This window comes from Aquincola tertiaricarbonis, from assembly GCF_023573145.1.
Taxonomy (GTDB): domain Bacteria; phylum Pseudomonadota; class Gammaproteobacteria; order Burkholderiales; family Burkholderiaceae_C; genus Aquincola; species Aquincola tertiaricarbonis_B.
In genome coordinates this window covers 3,656,774-3,679,643 of record NZ_CP097636.1, presented here as the reverse complement: position 1 = coordinate 3,679,643, position 22,870 = coordinate 3,656,774, and the positions used below count along the sequence as shown (strand labels likewise).

21 protein-coding genes are annotated in these 22,870 nt (G+C 68.7%); 8 read left to right on the top strand and 13 right to left on the bottom strand.

The window, feature by feature from the left end; translation table 11 throughout:
* Positions 1–187: 187 nt before the first annotated feature.
* Complete coding sequence (locus MW290_RS31425) at positions 188–619, top strand: hypothetical protein (protein ID WP_250198255.1); 432 nt, start codon at positions 188–190, stop codon at positions 617–619.
* Between the two features lie 82 nt (positions 620–701).
* On the opposite strand, the gene vapC is transcribed toward MW290_RS31425, so the two are convergent.
* The 6 genes from vapC to MW290_RS31395 all read right to left on the bottom strand — a co-directional run bounded on the left by vapC (position 702) and on the right by MW290_RS31395 (position 5,030).
* Positions 702–1,103 (bottom strand): type II toxin-antitoxin system VapC family toxin, encoded by a 402-nt coding sequence (gene vapC / locus MW290_RS31420; protein ID WP_250198254.1) that lies wholly within the window; start codon positions 1,101–1,103, stop codon positions 702–704.
* A complete protein-coding gene (locus tag MW290_RS31415) occupies positions 1,100–1,294 on the bottom strand; it encodes a type II toxin-antitoxin system VapB family antitoxin (RefSeq protein WP_250198253.1) in 195 nt (64 codons plus the stop codon). The genes vapC and MW290_RS31415 overlap by 4 nt, the downstream gene beginning before the upstream one ends.
* 102 nt (positions 1,295–1,396) lie before the next feature.
* On the bottom strand, positions 1,397–2,266 hold the full coding sequence (locus MW290_RS31410; protein WP_250198252.1) for an ABC transporter permease: 870 nt from the start codon (positions 2,264–2,266) through the stop codon (positions 1,397–1,399).
* The gene (locus MW290_RS31405; RefSeq protein WP_250198251.1) at positions 2,263–3,114 is read right to left on the bottom strand and encodes an ABC transporter ATP-binding protein; all 852 of its coding nucleotides are present in this window, start codon (positions 3,112–3,114) and stop codon (positions 2,263–2,265) included. Before MW290_RS31405 ends, MW290_RS31410 begins: the two co-directional genes overlap by 4 nt.
* A 1-nt stretch (position 3,115) precedes the next feature.
* The gene (locus tag MW290_RS31400) at positions 3,116–4,120 is read right to left on the bottom strand and encodes an ABC transporter substrate-binding protein (protein ID WP_250198250.1); all 1,005 of its coding nucleotides are present in this window, start codon (positions 4,118–4,120) and stop codon (positions 3,116–3,118) included.
* Positions 4,121–4,130: 10 nt separating this feature from the next.
* The gene (locus tag MW290_RS31395) at positions 4,131–5,030 is read right to left on the bottom strand and encodes a TauD/TfdA dioxygenase family protein (protein ID WP_250198249.1); all 900 of its coding nucleotides are present in this window, start codon (positions 5,028–5,030) and stop codon (positions 4,131–4,133) included.
* Between the two features lie 133 nt (positions 5,031–5,163).
* Between MW290_RS31395 and MW290_RS31390 the strand changes: the two genes are divergently transcribed.
* A complete protein-coding gene (locus tag MW290_RS31390) occupies positions 5,164–6,462 on the top strand; it encodes an O-acetylhomoserine aminocarboxypropyltransferase/cysteine synthase family protein (RefSeq protein ID WP_250198248.1) in 1,299 nt (432 codons plus the stop codon).
* 79 nt (positions 6,463–6,541) lie between these two features.
* Here MW290_RS31390 and MW290_RS31385 read toward each other — a convergent pair whose 3' ends face one another.
* From MW290_RS31385 to MW290_RS31355, 7 genes are all read right to left on the bottom strand, one after another.
* A complete protein-coding gene (locus MW290_RS31385; RefSeq protein ID WP_250198247.1) occupies positions 6,542–6,700 on the bottom strand; it encodes a hypothetical protein in 159 nt (52 codons plus the stop codon).
* Positions 6,697–7,842, bottom strand: a complete 1,146-nt coding sequence (locus tag MW290_RS31380) for a PepSY-associated TM helix domain-containing protein (RefSeq protein WP_250198246.1) — start codon at positions 7,840–7,842, stop codon at positions 6,697–6,699. The genes MW290_RS31385 and MW290_RS31380 overlap by 4 nt, the downstream gene beginning before the upstream one ends.
* Positions 7,843–7,851: 9 nt before the next feature.
* Entirely contained in the window at positions 7,852–10,044 is a 2,193-nt protein-coding gene (locus MW290_RS31375; protein WP_250198245.1) for a TonB-dependent receptor, read from the bottom strand.
* 37 nt (positions 10,045–10,081) lie between these two features.
* Entirely contained in the window at positions 10,082–11,266 is a 1,185-nt protein-coding gene (locus MW290_RS31370) for an ATP-binding protein (RefSeq protein ID WP_250198244.1), read from the bottom strand.
* Positions 11,263–11,964: a response regulator transcription factor gene (locus MW290_RS31365; RefSeq protein ID WP_250198243.1), complete on the bottom strand. Its 702-nt coding sequence runs from the start codon at positions 11,962–11,964 to the stop codon at positions 11,263–11,265. The genes MW290_RS31370 and MW290_RS31365 overlap by 4 nt, the downstream gene beginning before the upstream one ends.
* A gap of 39 nt (positions 11,965–12,003) precedes the next feature.
* Positions 12,004–12,984: a dioxygenase family protein gene (locus MW290_RS31360; RefSeq protein ID WP_250198242.1), complete on the bottom strand. Its 981-nt coding sequence runs from the start codon at positions 12,982–12,984 to the stop codon at positions 12,004–12,006.
* A gap of 84 nt (positions 12,985–13,068) precedes the next feature.
* The gene (locus MW290_RS31355; protein WP_250198241.1) at positions 13,069–13,791 is read right to left on the bottom strand and encodes a hypothetical protein; all 723 of its coding nucleotides are present in this window, start codon (positions 13,789–13,791) and stop codon (positions 13,069–13,071) included.
* 320 nt (positions 13,792–14,111) lie between these two features.
* Here MW290_RS31355 and MW290_RS31350 point away from each other — a divergent pair, with 320 nt between their 5' ends.
* From MW290_RS31350 to MW290_RS31325, 6 genes are all read left to right on the top strand, one after another.
* Complete coding sequence (locus MW290_RS31350) at positions 14,112–15,491, top strand: TIGR03013 family XrtA/PEP-CTERM system glycosyltransferase (protein WP_250198240.1); 1,380 nt, start codon at positions 14,112–14,114, stop codon at positions 15,489–15,491.
* Positions 15,492–15,573: 82 nt separating this feature from the next.
* A complete protein-coding gene (prsK, locus tag MW290_RS31345) occupies positions 15,574–17,661 on the top strand; it encodes an XrtA/PEP-CTERM system histidine kinase PrsK (RefSeq protein ID WP_250198239.1) in 2,088 nt (695 codons plus the stop codon).
* Positions 17,658–19,031, top strand: a complete 1,374-nt coding sequence (gene prsR / locus MW290_RS31340) for a PEP-CTERM-box response regulator transcription factor (RefSeq protein WP_250198238.1) — start codon at positions 17,658–17,660, stop codon at positions 19,029–19,031. The genes prsK and prsR overlap by 4 nt, the downstream gene beginning before the upstream one ends.
* A 49-nt stretch (positions 19,032–19,080) precedes the next feature.
* The gene (locus MW290_RS31335; protein ID WP_250198237.1) at positions 19,081–19,644 is read left to right on the top strand and encodes an NADPH-dependent FMN reductase; all 564 of its coding nucleotides are present in this window, start codon (positions 19,081–19,083) and stop codon (positions 19,642–19,644) included.
* 138 nt (positions 19,645–19,782) lie between these two features.
* Positions 19,783–21,306 carry a M16 family metallopeptidase gene (locus MW290_RS31330; RefSeq protein ID WP_250198236.1) on the top strand — a complete coding sequence of 508 codons (1,524 nt, stop codon included), beginning with the start codon at positions 19,783–19,785 and terminating at the stop codon, positions 21,304–21,306.
* Complete coding sequence (locus tag MW290_RS31325) at positions 21,303–22,844, top strand: M16 family metallopeptidase (protein WP_250198235.1); 1,542 nt, start codon at positions 21,303–21,305, stop codon at positions 22,842–22,844. Before MW290_RS31330 ends, MW290_RS31325 begins: the two co-directional genes overlap by 4 nt.
* Positions 22,845–22,870 lie beyond the last annotated feature (26 nt).

Here is a 22,870-nt window from a genome sequence, read left to right as displayed (position 1 = left end):
CCGGCGGCACGCCCAGTTGCTGTGCCGATTTGTTGAGGTTGTGCACTGCGCTTTGCCAATGACGCGCTCCTAGCACACCTAGCCCTGCTGGGTGTATTTCTCGACCTGGGTCAGAAGGTTGTACAGGCCACACGAGCAGAGAGCGATGCCGTTAAGAAAACTGATTCACTACGCGGTGTGGGTGCACTTGGATGAAGTCACCGATACAGAGCTAATTTTGTTGAAGGGCCACTTGCTGCTCGAATCAGTAATTGATCAATCTCTTGGTCACTTAGTTCGTCGCGATGGCGTAGATAGCTTGAACATATCCTTCGCGAAAAAGCTTCAGCTTTTGCGGTTGCTGCATGATATGGATCACGAGCAATTTCTTAAAATTCAAGCCTTCACTTTGCAGGTCAATCGCCTGCGAAATAAACTCGCTCACGAATTGAATTTCGACTCTTCGGCTAGCGAATTTGAAAGGTGGGCTAATGCTGTACTAGATGCCTTTCCTGCAACGAAAATCAGCAAATACACGTTCAGAACGAAAATAGTTCACGCCTTTGCATCACTCGCCTCGCAACTCGGCGCTACAGCCGAGGTCCATGTAGGTAGGCGAGCAGCGAAAGAAGGGCTATAGCTTTGAATCCAACTTCCCCGCAGGATGGCCAAACGGGTTGGATTTTTTATGCCAAGCACTTCCGCGCGGCTGACCGTCGGTGTTATCCGTCCGAAAACGCTTCGCGCAGTCCGAGATGCTCGGCAAACGGCCGGAAGTCGGCATCCGCATGCAATAGCGTCAACCCGCTATCGATGCAGCGGGTCGCAATCAACGTGTCTATCGTCTTCCGAATGGTGATGCCCTTGCTTCTCAGCAGGCGATAGTTTTCAGAAGCCTTGATTGCAAGGTCGTACCCGCACAAGTCGATCTGGGTGAAGGCGTCAAACACTTGCTTGACCGACTTGAACTGCTTGTCATCCCGCACGCCTTGAAGGACTTCGGCCGCAATCAGATCGCCAATGGCCAGAGGCGTACGCCCCAAATAAGAGTCGAGCAACGCGACTTGCGGGGTATCTGCCGAGCGAAAGTAGTCAATCCAGACGCTGGAGTCGACCAAGATCACCTGTCCGTCCTCAAGGCGTTCAGATCCCCTTCCCAGGTGATCTTGCCGCGCAGCTCTTTGGCCTTTTCCTGAGCCCGGAGCTGAACCAGCGTGCGCAGCCCGAGTTCAACCGCCTCCTTCTTGGTCTTTGCACCTGTCGCCCGAAGGGCGTCCTTCATGAGCTTGTCGTCAATCTCGATGTTGGTGCGCATGTGTGTACCCGTTGGGATTTGCGTACACATGCTAGCACGGCGTCCTCGTGTGGCAGCCGTCATCGCCGTGCGTTCGCTTCGGCCGCGAAGCGCGGTGCACCCCTACCTCTGCACCCCCCACCGCCTCACCGTCACGCGCTCCAGCGTGTCGAACACCAGGCTTTCCACCGCCAGGCCGATGATGATGACCATCGCCAGGCCGGCGAAGACGCGGTCGGTGTAGAGCTCGTTGCGGTTCTGGAAGATGTACCAGCCCAGGCCGCCCTGGCCTGAGGAGGCGCCGAACACCAGCTCGGCCGCGATCAGGGTGCGCCAGGCGAAGGCCCAGCCGATCTTCAGGCCCGAGAGGATGGCCGGCAGCGCCGAAGGCACCAGGATCAGCAGCACGTAGCGAAGCCCGCGCAGGCCGTAGTTGCGGCCGGCCATGCGCAGGGTTTCGGGCACGCCTTGGAAGCCGGCATAGGTGTTGAGCGCCAGCGGCCACAGCACCGAGTGCACCAGCACGAAGATCAGGCTGCCGTTGCCCAGGCCGAACCACAGCAGCGCCAGCGGCAGCAGCGCGATGGCGGGCAGCGGGTTGAACATCGCCGTCAGCGTGCCCAGCAGGTCGCGCCCCAGCTGGGTGGAAACGGCCAGCGTGGTCAGCACGAAGGCGGTGGCGATGCCCAGCAGGTAACCCTGCAGCAGCACGCCGATGGAGATGCGCGCCTTGGTCAGCAGCTCGCCGCTGCGCAGGTCGTTGGCAAAGGCCTGCGCCGTCTGGCTGAAGGTGGGCAGCAGCAGGTCGTTGTCCTGCCAGCGGGCGATCAGCTCCCACAGCAGCGCCAGCAGCAACAGGATCACCGCCTTGCGCACGGCCGACTGCTGCCAGATGCGCTGGCCCAGCGGCAGCGCGCGCTCGGCGGGGGCGTCGGTCAGCGCATCGGGTTCGCGCTCGTATTCCGGGCGCACCGGGGGTGTCAAGGTGGTCATTGGTCGAACAGCAGGCCGTGGATGCGCTGCGCGGTGGCCTGGAAGTCGGCGCCGCCCAGGCTGTGCAGGCCGTACTGGTGGCTGTTGATCTCGGCGCGCACGCGGCCGGGATGCGGCGACAGCAGCAGGATGCGGTTGCCCACCACCAGCGCTTCTTCGATGGAGTGGGTGACGAACAGCAGCGTGAAGCGCACGTCGTCCCACAGCGCCAGCAGCTCTTCCTGCATGCGGCGGCGGGTCAGCGCATCGAGCGCGGCAAACGGCTCGTCCATCAGCAGCACCTTGGGCTGCATGGCCAGCGCACGGGCGATGGCCACGCGCTGCTTCATGCCGCCCGACAGCGTGTGCGGGTAGGCATCGGCAAACTTCGACAGGCCCACCTTGGCCAGGCAGTCCAGCGCACGTTCTTCGGCCTCCTTGCGGCCCAGCTTGCGCGCGGCCAGCAGCGGAAACATCACGTTGGCCTTGACCGTCTTCCAGGGCGGCAACTGGTCGAATTCCTGGAACACGACGATGCGGTCGGGCCCCGGCTGGTGCACCGCCTGGCCGTCCAGCCGGATCTCGCCTTCACGCGGGGCGATGAAGCCGCCGATGGCCTTGAGCAGCGTGCTCTTGCCGCAGCCCGAAGGCCCCAGCAGCACGAAGCGGTCGGCCTGGTGCACCTCGAAGCTCACGCGGTGCGTGGCCCGTACCACGCGCTCACGCGTGGCGTACTCCAGCGTCACGCCGTCCACCTGCAGCAGCGCCTCCTGCGGGGCCGGCTGGGCTGCGGCCTGAGGCCCTTCCGAGCGCAGGGCGGGCGGCAGCGCATGCGCCGGGGCGCTGCGCAAGGTGGCGGTCGCGGTCATCTCAGCTGCCCCCGGCCAGGTGGGCATCGTCGAAGAAGTAGTCCTTCACCGAAGCCGGCTTGTTCTTGATGGCGCCCACCCGGTGCATGAACTCGGCCAGCGCATAGGTGTTCTCGGGCGCCAGCTTGAACTGCACTTCGGGGTTCTTGATGATGGACAGCAGCAGCTTGCGGTCGACGTTGGACTTGTTGGTGCGGATGAAGATGTCGGCCGCCAGTTCGGGGTTGCCGCGGATCAGCTGCGCCGCCTCGGCCAGCGCGTCGACGAAGGCCTTGTAGGTCTTGGGGTTCTGCTCGCGGAATTTCTCGGTGCCGTACAGCACGGTGGCCGAAGCCGGGCCGCCCAGCACGTCGTAGCTCTTGAGCACGATGCGCGCGTTCGGGTTGCCGGCCAGCGACTGTTCCTGGAACGGCGGGTTGCCGAAGTGGCCGGTGATCTCGGTGCCGCCCTTGATGATGGCCGCGGTGGCCTCGGGGTGCGGCACGGCCACGCTGATCTTGTCGAGCTTGTTGTACTGCGCGTCGCCCCACAGCTTGGCCGAGGCCAGCTGCAGCACCCGCGATTGCACCGACACGCCCACCGCCGGCACCGCAATGCGGTCCTTGTCGGTGAAGTCGGCAATCGTCTTCACGTTCGGGTTGTTGCTGACCAGGTAGTACGGGAAGTTGCCCAGCGACGCGATGCCGCGCACGTTCTGGCGGGCGCGGGTGCGGTCCCACAGCGTGAGCAGCGGGCCCACGCCGGCGCCGGCCACGTCGATGGAGCCGGACAGCAGCGCGTCGTTCACCGCCGCGCCGCCCGAGAGGGTGACGTAGTCGACCTTGATGTCCAGGCCCTGGGCCTTGCCCTGCTTCTCGATCAGCTTCTGGTCCTTGGCCACGTCCAGCAGCAGGTACACGATGCCGAACTGCTCGGCGATGCGGATCTGGCCTTCCGCGCGGGCGGCGGTGGCGGCGCCCAGGGTCAGGCCTGCCGCCAGCGTGGCGGCCACTAGATTCTTCAGCATGGGAGGCTCGTCAGAAGGGCGCGTCGCCCTCGATGGTGGTGCGGTTCAGGCGGCGGCGCAGGTGGTCGGGGCAGCCGGCGGCCAGGTGGGTGACGGAACGGTTGTCCCAGAACACCATGTCGTGCGGCTGCCACTGGTGGCGGTACACCAGCTCGGGCAGCGTGGTCAGGCGGAACAGCTCGTCCAGCAGCGCGCGGCTTTCGTCCTCCGGCACGTCGACGATGCGGGTGGTGAAGTGCTCGCTGACGAAGAGGGCCTTGCGGCCGGTTTCCGGGTGCGTGCGCACCACCGGGTGCACCACGGGCTTGACCTCGGCGATCTGCTCGGGCGTCAGGTTGGGGCGCCAGGGGTTGCGCTGCTGCAGCTCGGCGTACTTGGCCAGGTAGTGGTGTTCGGCCTTGAGGCTGGCCACGGTGTTCTTCAGCGCCGCGGGCAGGCGTTCCCAGGCCAGATGCTGGTTGGCGAACAGCGTGTCGCCGCCTTCGCTGGGCAGCTCCTGCGCATGCAGCATCGAGCCCAGGCTCGGTAGTTCCTTGTACGAGAGGTCGGAGTGCCAGTAGTGGCCGGCATCACCCAGGCCGATGGGCTGGCCGTTTTCCTTGATGTTGGAGACGACCAGGATCTCGGGGTGGCCCGGCAGCTGGAACTGCCGCAGCACGTGGATCTGCAGCGGGCCGAAGCGGCGGCTGAAGTCCACCTGCTGCTGCGGCGTGATGCGCAGGTCGCGGAACACCAGCACATGGTGGTCGAGGTGGGCGCGGTGGATGCGCGCGAAGTCGTCGTCGGCCAGCGGCCGGCTCAGGTCCAGGCCCAGCACCTCGGCGCCCAGCGGCGCGTCCAGCGGGCGGATCTCCAGGCGGCCGGCGGCGGCCGGGCGGTTGAGGGGCGATGCGAGGGTGGCGGATGACATGCGGCCACTCTAGGTGCTGCAAATCCAACAGCGAACGAAGCATTGCGCATGCGCTTCCGCGTTCACCGCATATGCGAGCGCTGCCTTGCAACGTTACGCTGCGCTACCCCCAAGAAGCTGAAGGAGAAGACAGATGAGCGAACGCCAGCCCCGGTTCGAAACCTTGTCGGTGCATGCCGGCTACAAGCCCGACCCCACCACCAAGTCGGTGGCGGTGCCGCTGTACCAGACGGCGGCCTATGCCTTCGACAACGCCCAGCACGGCGCCGACCTGTTCGACCTGAAGGTGGCGGGCAACATCTACACCCGCATCATGAACCCCACCACCGACGTGCTGGAGCAGCGCGTCGCGGCACTGGAAGGCGGCATCGGCGCGCTGGCGCTGGCCTCGGGCCAGGCGGCGGTCACCTACGCCATCCTCACCATCGCCGAGGCGGGTGACAACATCGTCTCTTCCACCGCGCTGTATGGCGGCACCTACAACCTGTTTGCGCACACGCTGCCGCAGTACGGCATCAGCACCCGCTTCGCCGACCATCGCGACCCGGCCAGCTTCGAGTCGCTGATCGACGAGCGCACCAAGGCCATCTTCGTGGAGTCGCTGGGCAACCCGGCCGGCAACGTCACCGACATCGCCCGCATCGCCGAGATCGCGCACCGCCACGGCGTGCCGCTGATCGTGGACAACACCGTGCCCAGCCCCTACCTGTGCCGGCCCATCGAGCACGGCGCCGACATCGTGGTGCATTCGCTCACCAAGTACATGGGCGGCCACGGCACCACGGTGGCCGGTGCCATCGTCGATTCGGGCAAGTTCCCGTGGGCCGAGCACAAGCAGCGCTTCAAGCGCCTGAACGAGCCCGACGTGAGCTACCACGGCGTGGTGTACACCGAGGCGCTGGGCGCCGCCGCCTACATCGGCCGCGCGCGCGTGGTGCCGCTGCGCAACATGGGCTCGGCGATCTCGCCGTTCAACTCCTTCCTCATCCTGCAGGGCATCGAGACGCTGGCGCTGCGCATGGACCGCATCAGCGCCAATGCGCTGGCGGTGGCCCAGCACCTGAAGCAGCACGACAAGGTGGCCTGGGTGAACTACGCCGGCCTGGAAGACCACCCCGACCATGCGCTGGCCCGCAAGTACCTGGGCGGCAAGGCTTCGGGCCTGCTCACCTTCGGCGTCAAGGGCCGCTCCGGCGACAAGCGGGCCGATGGCGCGCGCTTCCTCGATGCGCTGCAGCTGTTCACGCGGCTGGTGAACATCGGCGATGCCAAGTCGCTGGCCACGCACCCGGCTTCCACCACGCACCGCCAGCTGTCGCCCGAGGAACTGGCCAAGACCGGCGTGGGCGAAGACACGGTGCGGCTGTCGGTGGGCATTGAGCACATCGACGACCTGATCGCCGACCTGGATCAGGCCCTCGCAGCAGTTTGATGAGGCCCCCAAGCTCGCTGCGCTCGCGTCCCCCCACGGGGGCGCGTTCAGCCTTGGGGCGGCCCGGCGGCTGAACGTATCAGCGCCGCAGGCCGTACCAAAGGCCCGCGGCCACCGGCACGCCCAGGCCCAGCCAGGCCACGGCGTCCCAGGCGCCGTCGCCCAGCAGGCCTGACAGCAGGCCCACGGCGGTGAGGCTGCCCAGCAGGATGGGCAGGCGCCACAGGTGCCGCCTCATCGGGCCGCCTCGCCGGCTTGCATGGACAACTTGGCGTCCGGCGCCGGCGCCTGCCGGCGCCGCACCACCCACAGGTACAGACCGCTGGCCAGCACCACGATCGTGATGATGTCCAGCACCGCCCACAGGATCTGCATCGGCCGGCCGCCGTAGTCGCCGAAGTGCAGCGGTTGCGAGATCAGCAGCGCCGTCAGGTACCAGGGCAGCTCGCGGCTGTCGGTCACCTGGCCGGTGGCGGCGTCCACCAGCACCGGCTTGAGCAGGCGTGCGCTCACCGCATCGGTGCCGCGCAGGAACACGCCGTAGTGGTGCGGGCTGCTGAAGCCGGTGCCCGGAAAGGCGACGAAGGCCACCTTCATGTCGGGCGCCAGGGCGCGCGCCGCCGACACCGCGGCCTGCAGCGAGCCCGGCTGCTGCAGCGGCGGCTGGCCCTGGTAGGGCGCCACCATCTGCGCCACCTCGGTGGCCTGCCAGTACTTCACCAGCAGGTCGGCCCAGGCGTTGATCACGCCGGTGGCGCCCACCACGGTGAACCACACCAGCGTGACGATGCCCAGCAGGTTGTGCAGGTCCAGCCACTTCACCCGCGGGCTGCGGTCGCGCCGCACTTCGCCAAAGCGCAGCTTGCGCATGAAGGGCGCGTACAGCACCGTGCCCGAGACCAGGGCCACCAGCAACAGCACGCCCATCGCGCCCAGGAACAGCATGCCGGGCAGGCCGGCGAACAGGTCGATGTGCAGCGAGCGCATCACGTACATGAAGCCGCTGTCCAGCGGCGGGTCGCCCAGCGCCTGGCCGCTGCGCGCGTCCACCGCCACCTGCTTCAAGTTGTCGTTGGAGTCGGGCCGCTCGCACAGCGTGACGTACCAGACGCGGTCGTCGTCCTCTTCCTGCGACACGAACATGCCCTGCTTGCCCGGGTAGCGCTGCAGGGCCAGGCGCATCACCTCGTCCAGGCTGGCGCGCGGCGTGTCGGCCGGCATCTCGGCCGCCTCGATCTCGGTGCCCAACAGGTGGCCGATCTCGTGGTGGAAGATCAGCGGCAGGCCGGTCAGGCACAGCAGCAGCATGAAGACGGTGCACACCAGGCTGCTCCAGGTGTGCACCCACTGCCAGCGGCGCACGGCGCGGGTGCTGAGCATGGCCGGCCCTTAGAAGTCGACGGTGGCCGACAGCACCACCGTGCGCGGATCACCCAGCACCAGGTAGTTGGCGCCCGGGAAGCCGCCCACCGAAGCCCAGTAGTCGCGGTTGGTCAGGTTGTTGATGTTGGCCCGCAGCGTGACGTCGCGCCCGGCCAGCGTGAGGCCGTAGCGCGCGCCCACGTCCAGCCGCGTCCAGGCCTTGACGGTGAGGGTGTTGGCAGCATCGGCGTACTGCTTGCCGGTGTAGGTGACGCGGCCGGTCAGTGCCAGGCCGGGCACGCCGGGCACGTCCCAGTCGGCATTGGCGTTGAGCTGCCACTTCGGCGCGCCCACGGCGTCGTCGCCCTGCACGTCGGTGTGCAGGTAGGTGGCGCCGCCCAGCAGGCGCAGGCCGCGGGTGGCTTCGCCGAACAGGGTGGCCTCGAGACCGCGGTTGGTCTGCTTGTAGGCGGAGTCGACGAAGCGCGTGCCTTCCACACCCGCGATCGGCTTGCGCGCCTGGAACAGCGCCAGCGTGCCGCCGAAGCGGCCGGTGTCCAGCTTGGCCCCCAGCTCCATCTGCTTGGTGACATAGGGCGCGAACACCTCGCCCTGGTTGCTGATGGGCTTCGAGTTGCCGTTGCCGTCGAGGTAGCTGCCCGAGGCTTCGTCGCCCTTGACCAGGCCTTCGGCATAAGTGCCGTAGACCGAGACTTGCTTAGACAACTTCACCAGCAGCCCGGCCATGGGCGTGACCTTGCTCTCGTCGTAGTGCGCGTTCTGCACGCCGGTGTTGTAGTCGTAGCCGGTGGTCTCGATGGACTGGTGGCGCACGCCCAGCGTCAGCTTGATGCTGTCGTCGGCGAACGAAAGCGTGTCGGCCAGCGCCAGGCTGCGCGTGCGGATGCGGCTGACCACCAGCGGGTCGTCCAGCGTGCCGCCGGTGAAGCTGGGCGTGGCCGGCGGCGTCACCGTGGGCGGGTCGTACAGGTTGCTGGCCGCATTGGGGCCGTAGAAGAAGTAGGCGTTGCGCTCCTTGGAGGTGTACAGGGCCGCGGCGGCCACCAGCTGGTGCTTCACGCTGCCGGTGGTCAAGGTGTGGCGCAGGCCCAGCTCGCCCGTGGCGATGTCGTCGCGCCGCACGTTGGCAAAGCGCGAGAGGCTGGTGGCGCCGTCGGCGCCCGTCACCGTCACGCCGGCCAGGTCGTTGAACTCCTTGCCGCGGCGCGCGCCCGCGGCCAGCCAGGCGGTGGTCTGCGGCGCCAGGTCGAACTCGGCGCGCAGGGTGCCGAAGGTGTCGCGTTCGTTCGACACCGTCCAGGGCTGGCCAGGGTTGCTGTCGGCATCGGGTGCGCTGGGGACGTAGCTGCCCGGCGTCACGCTGGGGCGGGTGCCGCGCAGCTGCTGGTCCTGGTAGCCGATATCGGCCGACACCCGCACGTGGCGGCTGCGCCAGTCCAGGCCCACGCCCAGCAGACCCAGCTCGCGCTGCTCGCTGTCAATCGCGGTGTCACCGTCGCGGCGCACGGCGGTCAGGCGCAGGCCGGTGTTCTGGTCGGGCCCGAAGCGCCGCGCCACATCCGCCGCCAGGTAGCCCTGGCCGCCGCTTTCCACGCCCACCGTCACCTGGTTCACCGGCTGGTTGGGGGCGCGCTTGGGCATCACGTTGATGGCGCCGCCCAGCCCGCCGCCGTTGCCGGTGGGCGCCACGCCGTTGACGAAGCTGTTGGCGCCGCGCAGCACCTCCACCCGCTCGATCAGCTCGGCTGCCAGGTACTGGCGCGGCAGCAGGCCGTACAGGCCGTTGTAGGCCATGTCGTCGGAATAGACGGGGAAGCCGCGGATCAGGTAAAGCTGCTGGTAGTTGCCGAAACCGCGCGCCACCCGCACTGTCGGGTCGTTGCGCAGCACGTCGCCGATGCTGGCGGCCTGCTGGTTCTGGATCAGGTCCTGGGTGTAGCTGGTCTGGCTGAAGGGCGTGTCCATCACGTCCTGGTTGCCTAGCAGGCCCACGCGTCCGCCGCGCGCCACCTGGCGGCCGGCGTAGGGTGCCTTCAGGCCTTCGGCCGAGGCATCGGCGCTGGCGTTGATGAGCACCTGCTGCACCGGGGCGGTGTCGGTGGTGGCTTGCGCCCGTGCGGCGGGCACGGCGGCCGCGGCGCCCAGGGCGAGGAGGGCGGCCCTGGCCAGGGCGGACAAGGCGGGTGGAACAGACTGCACAACAGCTCCAGCGAATCGGAAACAAGATTGATTCGCATTATGCTGGCAGCCGCACCTCCGCCCTCAGGCCGCCCTGCGGCCGGTTGCTCAGGCTCACGCTCGCCCCCTGACGCTGGGCCAGGTCGCGGGCGATGTACAGGCCCAGGCCACTGCCGCCCGAAGCCCGGTTGCGCGACGACTCCAGCCGGTGAAAGGGCTCGAACACCGCCTTCAGCGCCTGTTCTGGGATGCCCGGGCCTTCGTCGTCCACGGTGATCACCACCTGGTCGCCTTGGCGCTGAACCGCCACTTCCACCCGGCCGCCATAGCGCACCGCGTTGGACAGCAGGTTGCCCACCACCCGGCGCAGCGCCACCGGCTGCGCGGGCGCGGTGGCGGCTGCGTCGTCGGCACGCTGGAAGCTCACCGGCTGGCCCAGCTCCACCGCGTCGTCGCACAACGACTCCACCAGCGCGGTGATGTCGGTGGGTTGTGTGGGTTCGGGCGTGCCCAGGCCGCGGAACAGCGCCAGCGCGTCTTCCAGCAGCGTATCCATCTCGGTCACGTCGGCCACGCAGCGGCGCACCCGGTCGTCCTCGGGGCCCAGGCTTTCCAGCCGCAGGCGGATGCGCGTGAGCGGTGTGCGCAAGTCGTGGGAAATCGCGGCCATCAGCAGTCCGCGGTGGCGGAACGATTCGTCCAGCTGCTGCGCCATCTCGTTGAACACGTGGGCGGCTTCGCGCACTTCCACCGTGCCGCGGGCTTCGTCCAGCCGCGGCAGCGTGGCGCCGGGCCGGCCCACCACCGCGCCCAGCTGGCGCGAGGCTTCCACCAGCCGGCGCACCGGCGCCGACAGCCAGCGCGCGCCCCACCAGGCGCACAGGCCGATCAGCAGCAGCCGCACGCCGTAGTCCAGCACCAGCAGGTGAGGCCGCTCGGGTGGGGGGCCGTCACCCGCCGGCGGCGGGCCCGGGCGCCGATCCGCGTGCGATCCGGGCGGGCCCTCCGGCCGGGCACCGGGCCGCGCCCCGGGCGGGCCACCGGCCATCGGCGGCGGCTCCAGGTCCATCGGCGGCAGCGAGGGCAGGGTGGGCATGGGGCCGGCCGGCGCGTCGGTGCGCCACAGCCAGCCGGTGGACACCGAAAAGGCCGCCAGGTGGCTGACCACCAGCGTGGCCCACAGCAGCAGGAACAGCCGCTTGAACAAGGTGTCGGCGCACCAGCGGCGCAGGCCGCGGATCATTCGATCACCGCATCGAACAGGTAGCCCTCGCCGCGCACCGTGCGTATCAGCGCCGGCTGCCGCGAGGTGTCACCCAGCTTCTGCCGCAGCCGCGAAACGCCCAGGTCGATGCTGCGGTCGTTCACCTCCACCCCGGCGGCCCGGGTGAGGTCGATCAGCGCATCGCGACTGAGCACGCGACCGGGCCGCTCGACGAAGGCGTTGAGCAGCCGGTACTCGGCATTCGACAGCGACACCACCACCTGCTGCGGCGACACCAGCTGCCGGCGCAGCCGGTCGAGCTGCCAGCCGGCAAAGCGCAGCGGCCGGGCCGGGGTGTCGGCACCCCGCTCGCCCTTGCGCACCCGGCGCAACACCGCATGGATGCGCGCCACCAGCTCGCGCGGCTCGAAGGGCTTGCCCAGGTAGTCGTCGGCGCCGATCTCCAGCCCCAGCACGCGGCTGGCGGGGTCGCCATGGGCGGTGAGCATGATCACCGGCGTGCCCGAGTGCTGCTGCACCCAGCGGCACAGGTCCAGCCCGCTCTCGTCGGGCAGCATCACGTCCAGGATCACCACGTCAAAGGGCTGCGCCGCCATGCACCGGCGCATCGCGGCGCCGTCGGCGGCGTCGTCCACCTGCATGCCGAAGCCACGCAGGTAGTCGCGCACGGTGGCGCGGATCTCGGTGTCGTCGTCGACGACCAGGCAACGCAGCATGTCGGTGACCTCCTCCGGGGAGGAAGTGTCACCCACGGCTCAGACGCTGATGCCCACCACCAGCGTGGCCACGTAGCCATCGCTCACGTTGCCGGTCACCGTGGCCAGCTGCGTGGTCACGCCGTCACTGAACACGTTGTCGGTGCTGAAGCTGATGCTGGCCAGGTTGCGCACGCTGGCGCTGTAGCCGCTGGTGGCGTAGACGGTGTTGCACACGTCGGTGGGAAAGGCCAGCTGCGAGGTCTTGAGCTTGTTGGAGAACGAGGTGGCCGTGGTGGTGCTGCGGTACACCTCGAAGTGGATGTGCGGCATGCGGCCCGAATAGCAGCCCGGGAAGATGGTGGTGAAGGTGGCGTAGCCGTCGCTGTCGGTGGCCTGCACGCCGCGCAGGTAGTTCTCGGACGTCACGCCGCTGGAATACATCGAGTACAGGCCGTCGCGGGTGCAGTGCCACAGATAGATCGCGTAGCCCGAGAGGTCGGCGCAGCTGCCGTTGGTGTTGACCAGGCGCAGCTTCACCGTCAGCGGCACGCCTGCCGCCGTGCCGCTGGCGCCGCCGATGCTGGTGCGGATGTCGCTGCGCACGATGCCGCTGAGGGCCAGCGCGTTGGCCACGCTGCCGTTGCTGGTGTTGGAGCCGTCGCCCGGGTAGGGGCCGGCGGTTTCCTCGGGAATCACCGAGCAGCTGCTGACATCGCTGCTGCTCGTGGTCGTGGTGGTGGTGGTCGTGCTGCCCGAGGAGGTGGTGTCGGTGGTCGTCGTCGTGGTGGTCGAGCCGCTGCTGCTGGTGCTCGACGAATCGCTGCCGCCACCGCCGCAGCCCACCAGCATCGCGGTGCCGGCACCGGTCAGCAGCCCCAGCATGCCGCGGCGCGACTGCATCGTGGCCAGCAGCCGCGGCAGGTCCACGGCCAGGCCGCCGTGGTGATCATCGGGCTGGTGGTCATGGGGCGCGGGGGCGGCGTCGACCGTGGCGGCACGGGCAAACAGGGTTCGGCGGCTGGGGGCGATGCGCGTCATGAAGAGCTCCTGGCGGTGGGCGGACCTGTGTGGCCCGCATGGCTGCGCATTTCAGCCCGGGCCGGTGTCGGCCTTGTCGTCAGTTCATGTCAGTTTCGACACATTCGCCACATCGCCGCCCAGCCAGGCCTGCGCCTCATGGTCGTCGCCTTCCGCGGGTGTGTCGGCGTGGCTGCGTGCCAGGGCCATCCAGGTGGCAAACGGCACCACCATCGGCCGGTGCGGCGCCGGGCGCGCCACTTCCAGCACCGCGCCACGGGCGATCATCACGCCGAAGGCGGCCGGCACTTCCTCAGGCTCCCCGATGCCCTCGCGCAGCACATACCAGCACTGGCAGGCAGTGGCCAGGTAAGCGGCGCCCTTGGCCGGCTGGCGCAGGTCGCTCAGCAGGTCACTCCGACGCACCTTGATCTCATGCACCACCGGCTCGGCATACGCCTCCACCGTGGTCTGGCGGATGGAAAACACGTCGGGCTGCGACATCACCCAGGAGTCTTCGACACGGGCGCGCAGGCTCAGCCGCCGCCAGGTCAGCCGGCCGGCGCGCTGCATCGCGGTGGCCACCTGGGCCACCAGCGCTTCGTGCGGGTCGCGGGCGCCGCGGTTGGCGTGCAGCGACGCTGCAATGGCGCTGACACCTGCGTCTGTTACACGTAGGGTCTCGCGTCCCTCGGCATCTCGCACCCGCTCCAGCAGGCCGCCGGCCAGCAGCTCCGCCTCGACCAAGTCCTGGCAGGGCCAGCCGGCCGAACGCCACATCTGGCGCAGTCGGCGCAGTTGATGCTTGGAGATGTGGTGTACGCCCATCATCGAAGCTTATCGGTGCGCCGCTTCCGTGTCGGACTGCGCAGCCCGGGCTCGATCGGGCCCGGCGCGGCGTTGTGTTCATGGGGTGGCGCACGCATCATCGACCGTCACAAAATCGGCACCCCAATGGGGGGTGGTTACGGTGCTTTCATGCTGCTACAACCGATCGCGCCGCGGCCTCTGACTGCGGCGGCGCCAACGCCCCTTGTGCATGCAGCCAAGCGCGGCGTCTAGAAAACAAACACAGCTCACCGATGGTTTTGACCCCAGCCCAGCGCACTGGTTCGGTGGCTGTCAATTGAAGTAGTGGGGGTGGTCTCGTGGTTCGGTTATTCAATCACTATATTCACCGGCGTCTCATCCTTCAGGTCCTGTTCGATTACGGCCTGATCGTCTCGGCGGTGATGGCCGTCGTCGCCCTGGGCCGCCAGCACTCCGATTTCCTGTTGTCGATGACCGCCACCCACGGTTTCTCCGTGGCCACCTGCACCTTCGTCATCAACATCGCTTCTGGTTTCTACCAGCAAAGCCACAACCGGTCGTTCACCGAAACGCTGGCGCGTGCGGGCCTGGCCGCGTTGTTTGCGCTGCCGCTGGCTTACGCCATTTTCTCGGTGCTGCCGCACGACATGGGCGATTCGCGCCTGCTGCCCACCGCGGCGGTGGCGGCAGTGGCCGCAGTGCTCATCCATCGTGTTTACGCGGCGCATGCCAGCGTGAATGTGCGTGCCCGCTCACGCATCCTGGTGCTGGGTTCCGGCCCGGCGGCCAAGCTGGTGGGCGAAACCCTCAAGGCTTCCGATCCTTCGGCCGAGGTGGTGGGTTATTTTCCGGCCCCGCACGAGCAGCAGGTGGCCGTGCCGGCCTCGCACATCCTCACCGGGCAATCTCTGGCAACCACGGCCCTGAATGCCGGCGTCAGTGAAATCGTGGTGGCCGTGACCGAACGCCGCGGTGGCAACATGCCCTTGCGCGACCTGCTGGATTGCAAGATCCAGGGCATCCGCGTCTCCGACATCTCCACGCATTTCGAGAAAACGCTGGGCAAGCTGCGGCTGGATTACGTCAACGCTGGCTGGTTGATTTTCGGCGACGGTTTCGATCAGGGATTCTTCCGTACCGCCGTCAAGCGCCTGTTCGATATCGTGTCGGCCGCCGTGCTGGTGGTGGTTTCAGCGCCGGTGATGCTGGTCACCATGCTGCTGATCAAAATCGAAAGCCCGGGCCCGGTGTTTTACCGGCAGCAGCGCGTGGGTTTGAATGGGCAGAATTTCGACGTCGTCAAATTCCGCAGCATGCGCAACGACGCCGAAAAGGACGGCAAGCCGCGCTGGGCCACTGCCGCCGACGACCGCATCACCGCGGTCGGCCGGGTGATCCGCAAGCTGCGCATCGACGAGCTGCCGCAGCTGTTCAACGTGCTCAAGGGCGAGATGAGCATCGTCGGCCCCCGCCCCGAACGTCCGTTCTTCGTCGAGCGGCTGACGCAGGAAATTCCGTACTACGCCGTGCGCCACAGCATCAAGCCGGGCGTCACCGGCTGGGCGCAGGTGCGTTACCACTACGGCGCCACGGTGGAAGACTCCCAGGAAAAGCTGCAGTACGACCTGTACTACGTGAAGAACCACACCCTGTTCCTCGATCTGCTGATCCTGTTCGAAACGGTGGCCGTGGTGCTCACCGGCAAGGGCGCGCGCTAAGCTCCGCAGCCGCCACGCGGCTTTTGCCACCGCCTGGGCCGCCTCTGTGCGGCCTTGTGTTTTTCTTCCGGACTCAACGCCTTTGGTCGACTTCGCCGTCTACGGTTGGGGATTCACTGCCTTCGCGTACACGGCGTTCGCGCTCAGCCTGCGCAGCGCGGGCCGCCTGTTCGTGGAGCACCCCGGCGTGCACCGCCTCTTCGTGCTGGCGATGGCCGCCACCGCGGCCTGGGCGCTGGGGGGCTTTGTCGCCCACCTCACGCAGACGTCGCTGGCCGACGGCATCAGCGGCCTGCTCGACACGGCCCGCTACGCGTGCGTCTACCTGTACCTGCTGCGGGTGCTGCAGCCGGCCGACCGTGGCCGCTCACCGCTGAAGATCGCCGGGGCGGTGATCCTGGCCCTGGCGGCAGCGGCCGGCGTGGCCGATCTGCTGCGCCCCGCCGACGCGCTGGACAGCGGGCGCGGCGTGTTCCTCGCCCGGCTGATGCTGCCTGTCTTCGGCATCGTGCTGCTGGAGCAGCTCTACCGCCGCACCCCGCGTGAATTCCACTGGAACATCAAGCCGCTGTGTCTGGGCCTGGGTTTCGTTTTTGTTTTCGATATCTATCTGTTTTCGCTCGCTTTCCTGTTTGGCGCGCTCGATGGTGGCGGTTTGGCCGCCCGCGGCCTGGTGCATGCGGTGGCGGTGCCGCTGCTGTTCATCGCCACGCGCCGCCATGCCGATTGGCGGGCCAGCGCGCAAATGTCGCGCGCGGTGGTGTTCCACACGGCCACCTTGATGTTTGTGGGCGCTTACCTGTTGTTCGTCGCGGCGGTGGGGTATTTCGTCCAGTATTTCAGTGGCGACTGGGGCCGGGCGCTGCAGCTCACCACGGTGTTCGTCGCGCTGCTGCTGCTGGCGGTGCTGCTGATTTCCGGCGGTGTACGCGCACGGCTGCGGGTGTTCATCGCCAAGAACTTTTTCGCCTACCGCTACGACTACCGCGCCGAGTGGTTGCGTTTCACGGCGCGCCTGTCGGGTGATACCGCCTCGCAGGACATGGGCGCGCGGGCGGTGCAGGGTTTGGCCGAGATGCTGCAATGCCCTGGCGGCGCCTTGTGGACGGCGGCCACCGGCGCAACCGATTACGTGCTGAGCGCGCGCTGGAATGTGCCGCCGATGAATGCGTCGGAAGCCACCGGCTCCGAGCTGTGCCGCTTTCTCACCAGCACCGGCTGGATCATCGACCTGGACGAATACCGCGCCAGGCCCGGCCATTACAAGGGCCTGGTGGTGCCCACCTGGCTGACCGGCCACCCCAATTTCTGGCTGGTGATTCCGCTGTTCGTCGGTGCGTCTGAACTGCTGGGTTTTGTGGTGCTGAAGCGGCCGGCGCATGCCGCCAGCGTCACCTGGGAAGTGCGCGACCTGCTGAAAACCGCCAGCCGTCAGGCCGCCAGTTTCCTGGCCCAGGCCCGCGCCACCGAGGCATTGCTGGAGGCGCAGAAATTCGATGCCTTCCACCGCATGTCGGCCTTCGTGGTGCACGACCTGAAGAACATCATCACCCAGTTGTCGCTGATGATGCAGAACGCCAAGCGCCTGCGGCACAACCCGGAGTTCCAGCAGGACATGCTGCTGACGGTCGAGAACTCGCTCGAGAAGATGCAGGCGCTGATGGAACAGTTGCGTGAAGGAGACAAACCGCTGGGCGTGGTGTGCGGCGTCGACCTGGCCGCCATCGCCGAACAAACGCGCGAGATGGCCGCCGCCCGCGGCCGCACCGTGGAGCTGCACAGCGAGCGGGGCCTGTCGGTGCGCGGGCAGGAAGAGCGGCTGGCCCGGGTGCTGGGCCATGTGGTGCAGAACGCGCTGGACGCCACGCCGCCCGACGGCCAGGTGGCCATCGCGCTGGACCGCGCCGGCGACATGGCCCGCGTGGTGGTGAGCGACACCGGCCAGGGCATGAGCCCCGAGTTCATCCACACCCGGCTGTTCAAGCCGTTCAGCACCACCAAGGCGGCGGGCATGGGCATCGGCGCCTATGAGAGCCACCAGTACGTGAAGGAGCTGGGGGGCCGCATCGAGGTGCGCAGCGAGGTGGGCCGCGGCACCACGATGACCATCCTGCTGCCCCTGCATGATGCGAAGATGCCCCACGAAGCCGACCTGATGAGCGCCCCATGAGTACCCCCAAGTCGCCCCAGCTGCTGATCGTCGAGGACGACCTGGCCCTGCAGAAGCAGATCAAGTGGTCGCTCGATCGGTTCGAATCGGTCACGGCCGCCGACCGCGAGAGCGCGCTGGTGCAGTTCCGCCGCTGCACGCCGCCAGTGGTGACCATGGACCTGGGCCTGCCGCCCGACAAGGACTCGGTGTCCGAAGGCTTCGCGCTGCTGGAAAAGCTGCTGGACCTGGACCCCGGCGTGAAGGTCATCGTGCTCACCGGCCAGAACGATCGCACCAATGCGCTGCGTGCGGTGGAGCTGGGCGCCTACGACTTCCTGGCCAAGCCCTTCGACGTGGAGCTGCTCAACCTGACGGTGGAGCGCGCGCTGCGCCTGCATGAGCTGCAGTCCGAGAACCAGCGCCTGCGCGAGCTGCGCGGCACCGAGCTGACGCAGGGCGTGACCACCCGCGACCCCGAGATGCTGAAGATCTGCCGCATGGTGGAGAAGGTGGCGCCCAGCAACGCCAGCGTGATGCTGCTGGGCGAAAGCGGCACCGGCAAGGAGGTGCTGGCGCAGGCGCTGCACCAGGCTTCGCGCCGCAGCGGCAAGTTCGTGGCCATCAACTGCGCGGCCATCCCCGAGAACCTGCTGGAAAGCGAACTCTTCGGCTACGAGAAGGGCGCCTTCACCGGCGCCGTCAAGACCACGCCCGGCCGCATCGAAACGGCCCATGGCGGCACGCTGATGTTCGACGAGATCGGCGACCTGCCGCACTCGCTGCAGGCCAAGCTGCTGCGCTTTCTGCAGGAGCGCACCATCGAGCGCATCGGCGCCCGCAGCTCCATCCCGGTGGACGTGCGCGTGGTGTGCGCCACCCACCAGGACCTGAAGGCGCTGATCGGCGAACAACGCTTCCGCGAGGACCTGTACTACCGCCTGGCCGAGATCGTGGTCAACATCCCGCCGCTGCGCAGCCGCGCCGGCGATGCGGCGCTGCTGGCCCATGCCTTCCTCAAGCGCTTTTCGCAAGAGCAGCGCAGCACCATGCGCTTCACCGAAGACGCGCTGCGCGCCATCGAGGCCCATGCCTGGCCGGGCAACGTGCGCGAGCTGGTCAGCGTGATCAAGCGCGCCACCATCATGGCCGAGGGCGACCGCATCACCTGCGAAGACCTGGGCCTGCCCGACGTGGCGCCGCCCTCGGACGCGGGCGACACCTCGCTCGACCTGCGTGTGGCCCGCGAGACGGCCGAGCGCGAAACCATCCTGGCCGCGCTGGCGCGGGCCAACGGCAACATCCAGAAGGCGTCGGAGCTGCTGGGCGTGAGCCGGCCCACGCTGTACGACCTGATCAACCGCCTGAACATCCGCGTCGAGAAAATCTAGGGGCCTTGCGGTACAACGGCAGTCCCCACACTGTCGTCCAGGAGTACCCATGGCCCAGAACCGCAACGTCGCCGTCATCGTCGGCAGCCTGCGCAAGGAGTCGCTCAACCGCAAGCTGGCGCTGGCCCTCGCCGGCCTGGCGCCCGCCGGCCTGCAGCTGAAGATCGTCGAGATCGGCGCGCTGCCGTTGTACAACCAGGACGACGAGGCCAACCCGCCGGCGGTAGTCACCGAGTTCAAGCAGCAGATCAAGGCCGCCGACGCGCTGCTGTTCGTCACGCCGGAATACAACCGCTCGGTGCCGGGCGCGCTGAAGAACGCGATCGACCACGGCTCACGTCCCTATGGCCAGAGCGCCTGGGCCGGCAAGCCGGGTGCGGTGGTCACGCTGTCCCCGGGCGGCATCGGCGGCTTCGGCGCCAACCACCATCTGCGGCAGATGCTCACCTTCCTGGACGTGCCGGTGCTGCAGCAGCCCGAGGCCTACATCGGCGGTGCCGGCGAGCTGTTCGACGAGCAGGGCGGCCTCAAGAAGCCGGACACCCAGGCCTTCCTCGAGAAGTTCATGGGCGCCTTCGCGCAGTGGATCGAGCGCAACGCCAAGGCGGCTTGAAGGGTCGTCACACGGCTTAACGGTCGGCCAAAGGGTGCGGCCCCGAGGCCAGCGCCGGGCCGCTCCCAAGCGGCCTCGGACCCTCTCGGAGGGTGGCGCCCCGCAGGGGTGCCGGGTGCCCCAGCTAGCATGGCCCGCATGAAGCATCTTCTTCCGCTCACCCGCCGCCAGACCATCGCAGGCTTGGCGGCGGCCGCCAGCCTGACCTGGCTGGCGTCGGCCACACAGGCAGCCACGGCGCCTGCCCGCGGCAGCGTCAGCCTGCCGCCGCTGGGCCTGCGCCAGCGCACACTGGCCAATGGCCTGCAGGTCATCGCACTGCCCGACCGCAGCACCGCCACCGTCAGCGTGCAGGTCTGGTACCGGGTCGGCGGCAAGGACGATCCTGCCGGCCGCTCGGGCTTTGCGCACCTGTTCGAACACATGATGTTCAAGCGCACCCGGCACATGCCGTCCGAGACCTTCGACCGGCTGACCGAGGACGTGGGCGGCCAGAACAACGCCTTCACCGCCGAAGACACGACCGCCTATCAAAGCGAGGTGCCGTCCAACCACCTAGAGCGGCTGCTGTGGGCCGAGGCCGAGCGCATGTCCAACCTGGAGGTGGACCAGCCCAGCTTCGACAGCGAGCGCGCCGTGGTGCAGGAAGAGCTGCGCCAGCGCGTGCTGGCCAGCCCCTACGGCCGCCTGTTCAATGCGCTGCCGGGCTACGCCTTCGAGCGCCACCCCTACCGCCGGCCGGTGGTGGGCAGCATCGAGGACCTGAACGCCGCCACGCTGGACGACGTGCGCGCCTTCCACAGCACCTACTACCGACCCGACAACGCGGTGCTGATCGTGGCCGGCGACCTGGACGACGCCCGCTTCGACGCGGCGGTGGACCGCTACTTCGGCCGCATCCCCCGGCCGGCCACGCCGATTCCGCGGGTGACGGTGCAGGAGCCGCCGCGCCAGGCCGACCTGCGCGCCACGCTGCAGGCGCCGCGGGTGCCGCTGCCCGCGGTGGCCTTGATCTGGAAGGGCCCGGCCGCGCGTGACGAAGACGCCGCCGCGCTGGACGTGGCGTCGGCCCTGCTGGCCGGTGGCGAGTCGTCGCGCATGAACCAGGCGCTGGTGTACCGCGACCGCGTGGCCCAGGCCGCGGGCTTCCAGACCCACCTGAACGCCGACGCCGGCATGCTGGTGGCCTATGCGATTGCGGTGGGTGGCCAGCCGGCCGAACAGCAACTGCCCGCGCTAGAGAAGGCGCTGATGCGCGAGATCGAGGCGCTGGCCCGCGGCCCCATCCGCCAGGCCGAATTCGACAAGGTGCGCACCCAGCTGCTCACCGCCGCGCTGATGGAAAGGCAGACGCCCAACGGCCGTGCCGCCGCCGCCGGCTGGGCAGTGATCCAGTACGGCGATGCGCGCCAGGCTGAGCAGCAGCTGCAGCGGCTGCAGGCCGTGCGCGCGGCCGACGTGCAGCGTGTGCTGCGCCGCCATGTGCTGGAGGCGCACCGCGTGACGCTGAGCTATGTGCAGGCAGCTGCCGCGCCCGACGCCGCTGCCTCGGGCCCGGCAGCTGGCGGTCAGCCCGCCAGCGCAGCGCCGCCTGCCAGCAGCGCAGCCACATCCCCACCCGCCGCCCCGCCTGCCACCACCCCCACCGGGAGCCGCCCATGATGCGCCGCCGCGACCTTGCGGGCGCCTTGCCCGCCCTGGCCCTGCTGGCCGCCTCGGCGGCGCAGGCCCAGCCCGCCAACCCTGCCAGCGCCCCCGCCGGCCTGGGCAGCGCCACCGACGCCGACGACTTCAGCCGCCCGCCACCGGCCGGCGCGCCGCGGCCCGTCACCGTGCCGCCACTGCATGAAAGCCGCCTGCCCAACGGGCTGAGCGTGGTGGTGGCCCCGCGCCAGGGGCTGCCGCTGGTCAGCGCCTGGCTGCTGGTGCGCGTAGGGGCCGAGACCGACCCGCTGGACCGTGCCGGCCGCGCCGACATGCTGGCCGGCCTCCTGACCCAGGGCGCCCGCCGCCAGGGCCGCGCGGTGAGTGCGCCCGAGATCGCCCGCGAGGCCGAGGCGATGGGCGGCTCGCTCGACGCCGGCAGCGGCTGGCGCTCCACCAGCCTGGGCATGACGGTGACCACGCCGCGTGTGGACGCCGCCTTGTCCTTGATGAGCGACGTGCTGCGCCAGCCCACGCTGGCCGCCGACGAGCTGGAACGGCTGCGGGTGCAGGCCATCGACAACCTGCGGGTGAGCGACAGCGACCCCGGCAGCATCGCCAGCCGGGTGGCTCGCCGGCTGTACTGGGGCACCAGCGCCTACGGCAGCGTGACCACCGCCGACACGCTGGGTCGGCTGCGGCGCGACGACCTGGTGGCCTTGCACCGCCAGGGCTTCCGCCCCGACGAGACGCTGCTGGTGCTGGCCGGCGACCTGACGCCCGAACGCGGCCAGGCCCTGGCGCGCCAGCACTTCGGCGGCTGGCGCGCCAGCCGCATCGCGCCCTTGCAGCGGCGCGACGGCACGCCCGCGCCGCTGGCGCCGCGCACGGTGCTGGTGGACCTGCCCGGCGTGGGCCAGAGCAGCGTGCTGGTGCTGGCGCCCTACAGCTCGCTGGCGCCGAAGGACGTGACCGAACTGCGCATCGCCCAGGTGGCCAATGCCGTGCTGGGCGGCGGCTATTCGGCGCGCTTGAACCAGGAGGTGCGCATCAAGCGTGGCCTGAGCTATGGCGTGGGCACCGGCGTGGAGCAGCAGCCCGAAGGCGGCGTGTGGGACGCCAGTGCGCAGACCGACCACCGCAACGTGGCCCAGGTGGCGCAGCTGCTGCGCGAGCAGGTGCTGGCGTTGGCCGGCAACCCGCCCACCGCGGATGAACTGGCCGCGCGCCAGGCCACGCTGGTGGGCAGCTTCGCGCGCCGGCTGGACACCAATGCCGGCATCGCTTCGCTGATCACCGCACGCTGGGCCACCGGCCGGCCGCTGTCGGAGCTGAACCGCTTCGTCGAAGAGATCCTGGCGGTGACGCCGGCCCAGGTGCAGGCCTTTGCCGGCCGGCGCTGGACCGAGGGCGCGCTGCGCACCGTGGTGGTGGGCGATTTCAGCGCCGCGCCCGAGGCCTTCGACCAACTGGCGAAGGCCGACCCGACGGCGCTGCGGCTGAAGGCCAGCGAGCTGGACTTCGGCAGCGGCGGGCTGCAGGCACCGAAGCGCTGATCAGCGGCGGGGCAGCGCGGTGCGCG

Coding starts and splice junctions, on each gene's coding strand:
- MW290_RS31390 (WP_250198248.1), top strand. CDS start 5,164: ATGAGCGAACGCCAGCCCCGGTTCGAAACCTTGTCGGTGCATGCCGGC.
- MW290_RS31355 (WP_250198241.1), bottom strand. CDS start 13,791: ATGGGCGTACACCACATCTCCAAGCATCAACTGCGCCGACTGCGCCAG.
- MW290_RS31360 (WP_250198242.1), bottom strand. CDS start 12,984: ATGACGCGCATCGCCCCCAGCCGCCGAACCCTGTTTGCCCGTGCCGCC.
- MW290_RS31395 (WP_250198249.1), bottom strand. CDS start 5,030: ATGTCATCCGCCACCCTCGCATCGCCCCTCAACCGCCCGGCCGCCGCC.
- prsR (WP_250198238.1), top strand. CDS start 17,658: ATGAGTACCCCCAAGTCGCCCCAGCTGCTGATCGTCGAGGACGACCTG.
- MW290_RS31325 (WP_250198235.1), top strand. CDS start 21,303: ATGATGCGCCGCCGCGACCTTGCGGGCGCCTTGCCCGCCCTGGCCCTG.
- MW290_RS31365 (WP_250198243.1), bottom strand. CDS start 11,964: ATGCTGCGTTGCCTGGTCGTCGACGACGACACCGAGATCCGCGCCACC.
- MW290_RS31370 (WP_250198244.1), bottom strand. CDS start 11,266: ATGATCCGCGGCCTGCGCCGCTGGTGCGCCGACACCTTGTTCAAGCGG.
- MW290_RS31330 (WP_250198236.1), top strand. CDS start 19,783: ATGAAGCATCTTCTTCCGCTCACCCGCCGCCAGACCATCGCAGGCTTG.
- MW290_RS31400 (WP_250198250.1), bottom strand. CDS start 4,120: ATGCTGAAGAATCTAGTGGCCGCCACGCTGGCGGCAGGCCTGACCCTG.
- MW290_RS31385 (WP_250198247.1), bottom strand. CDS start 6,700: ATGAGGCGGCACCTGTGGCGCCTGCCCATCCTGCTGGGCAGCCTCACC.
- MW290_RS31335 (WP_250198237.1), top strand. CDS start 19,081: ATGGCCCAGAACCGCAACGTCGCCGTCATCGTCGGCAGCCTGCGCAAG.
- MW290_RS31405 (WP_250198251.1), bottom strand. CDS start 3,114: ATGACCGCGACCGCCACCTTGCGCAGCGCCCCGGCGCATGCGCTGCCG.
- MW290_RS31410 (WP_250198252.1), bottom strand. CDS start 2,266: ATGACCACCTTGACACCCCCGGTGCGCCCGGAATACGAGCGCGAACCC.
- MW290_RS31415 (WP_250198253.1), bottom strand. CDS start 1,294: ATGCGCACCAACATCGAGATTGACGACAAGCTCATGAAGGACGCCCTT.
- MW290_RS31380 (WP_250198246.1), bottom strand. CDS start 7,842: ATGCTCAGCACCCGCGCCGTGCGCCGCTGGCAGTGGGTGCACACCTGG.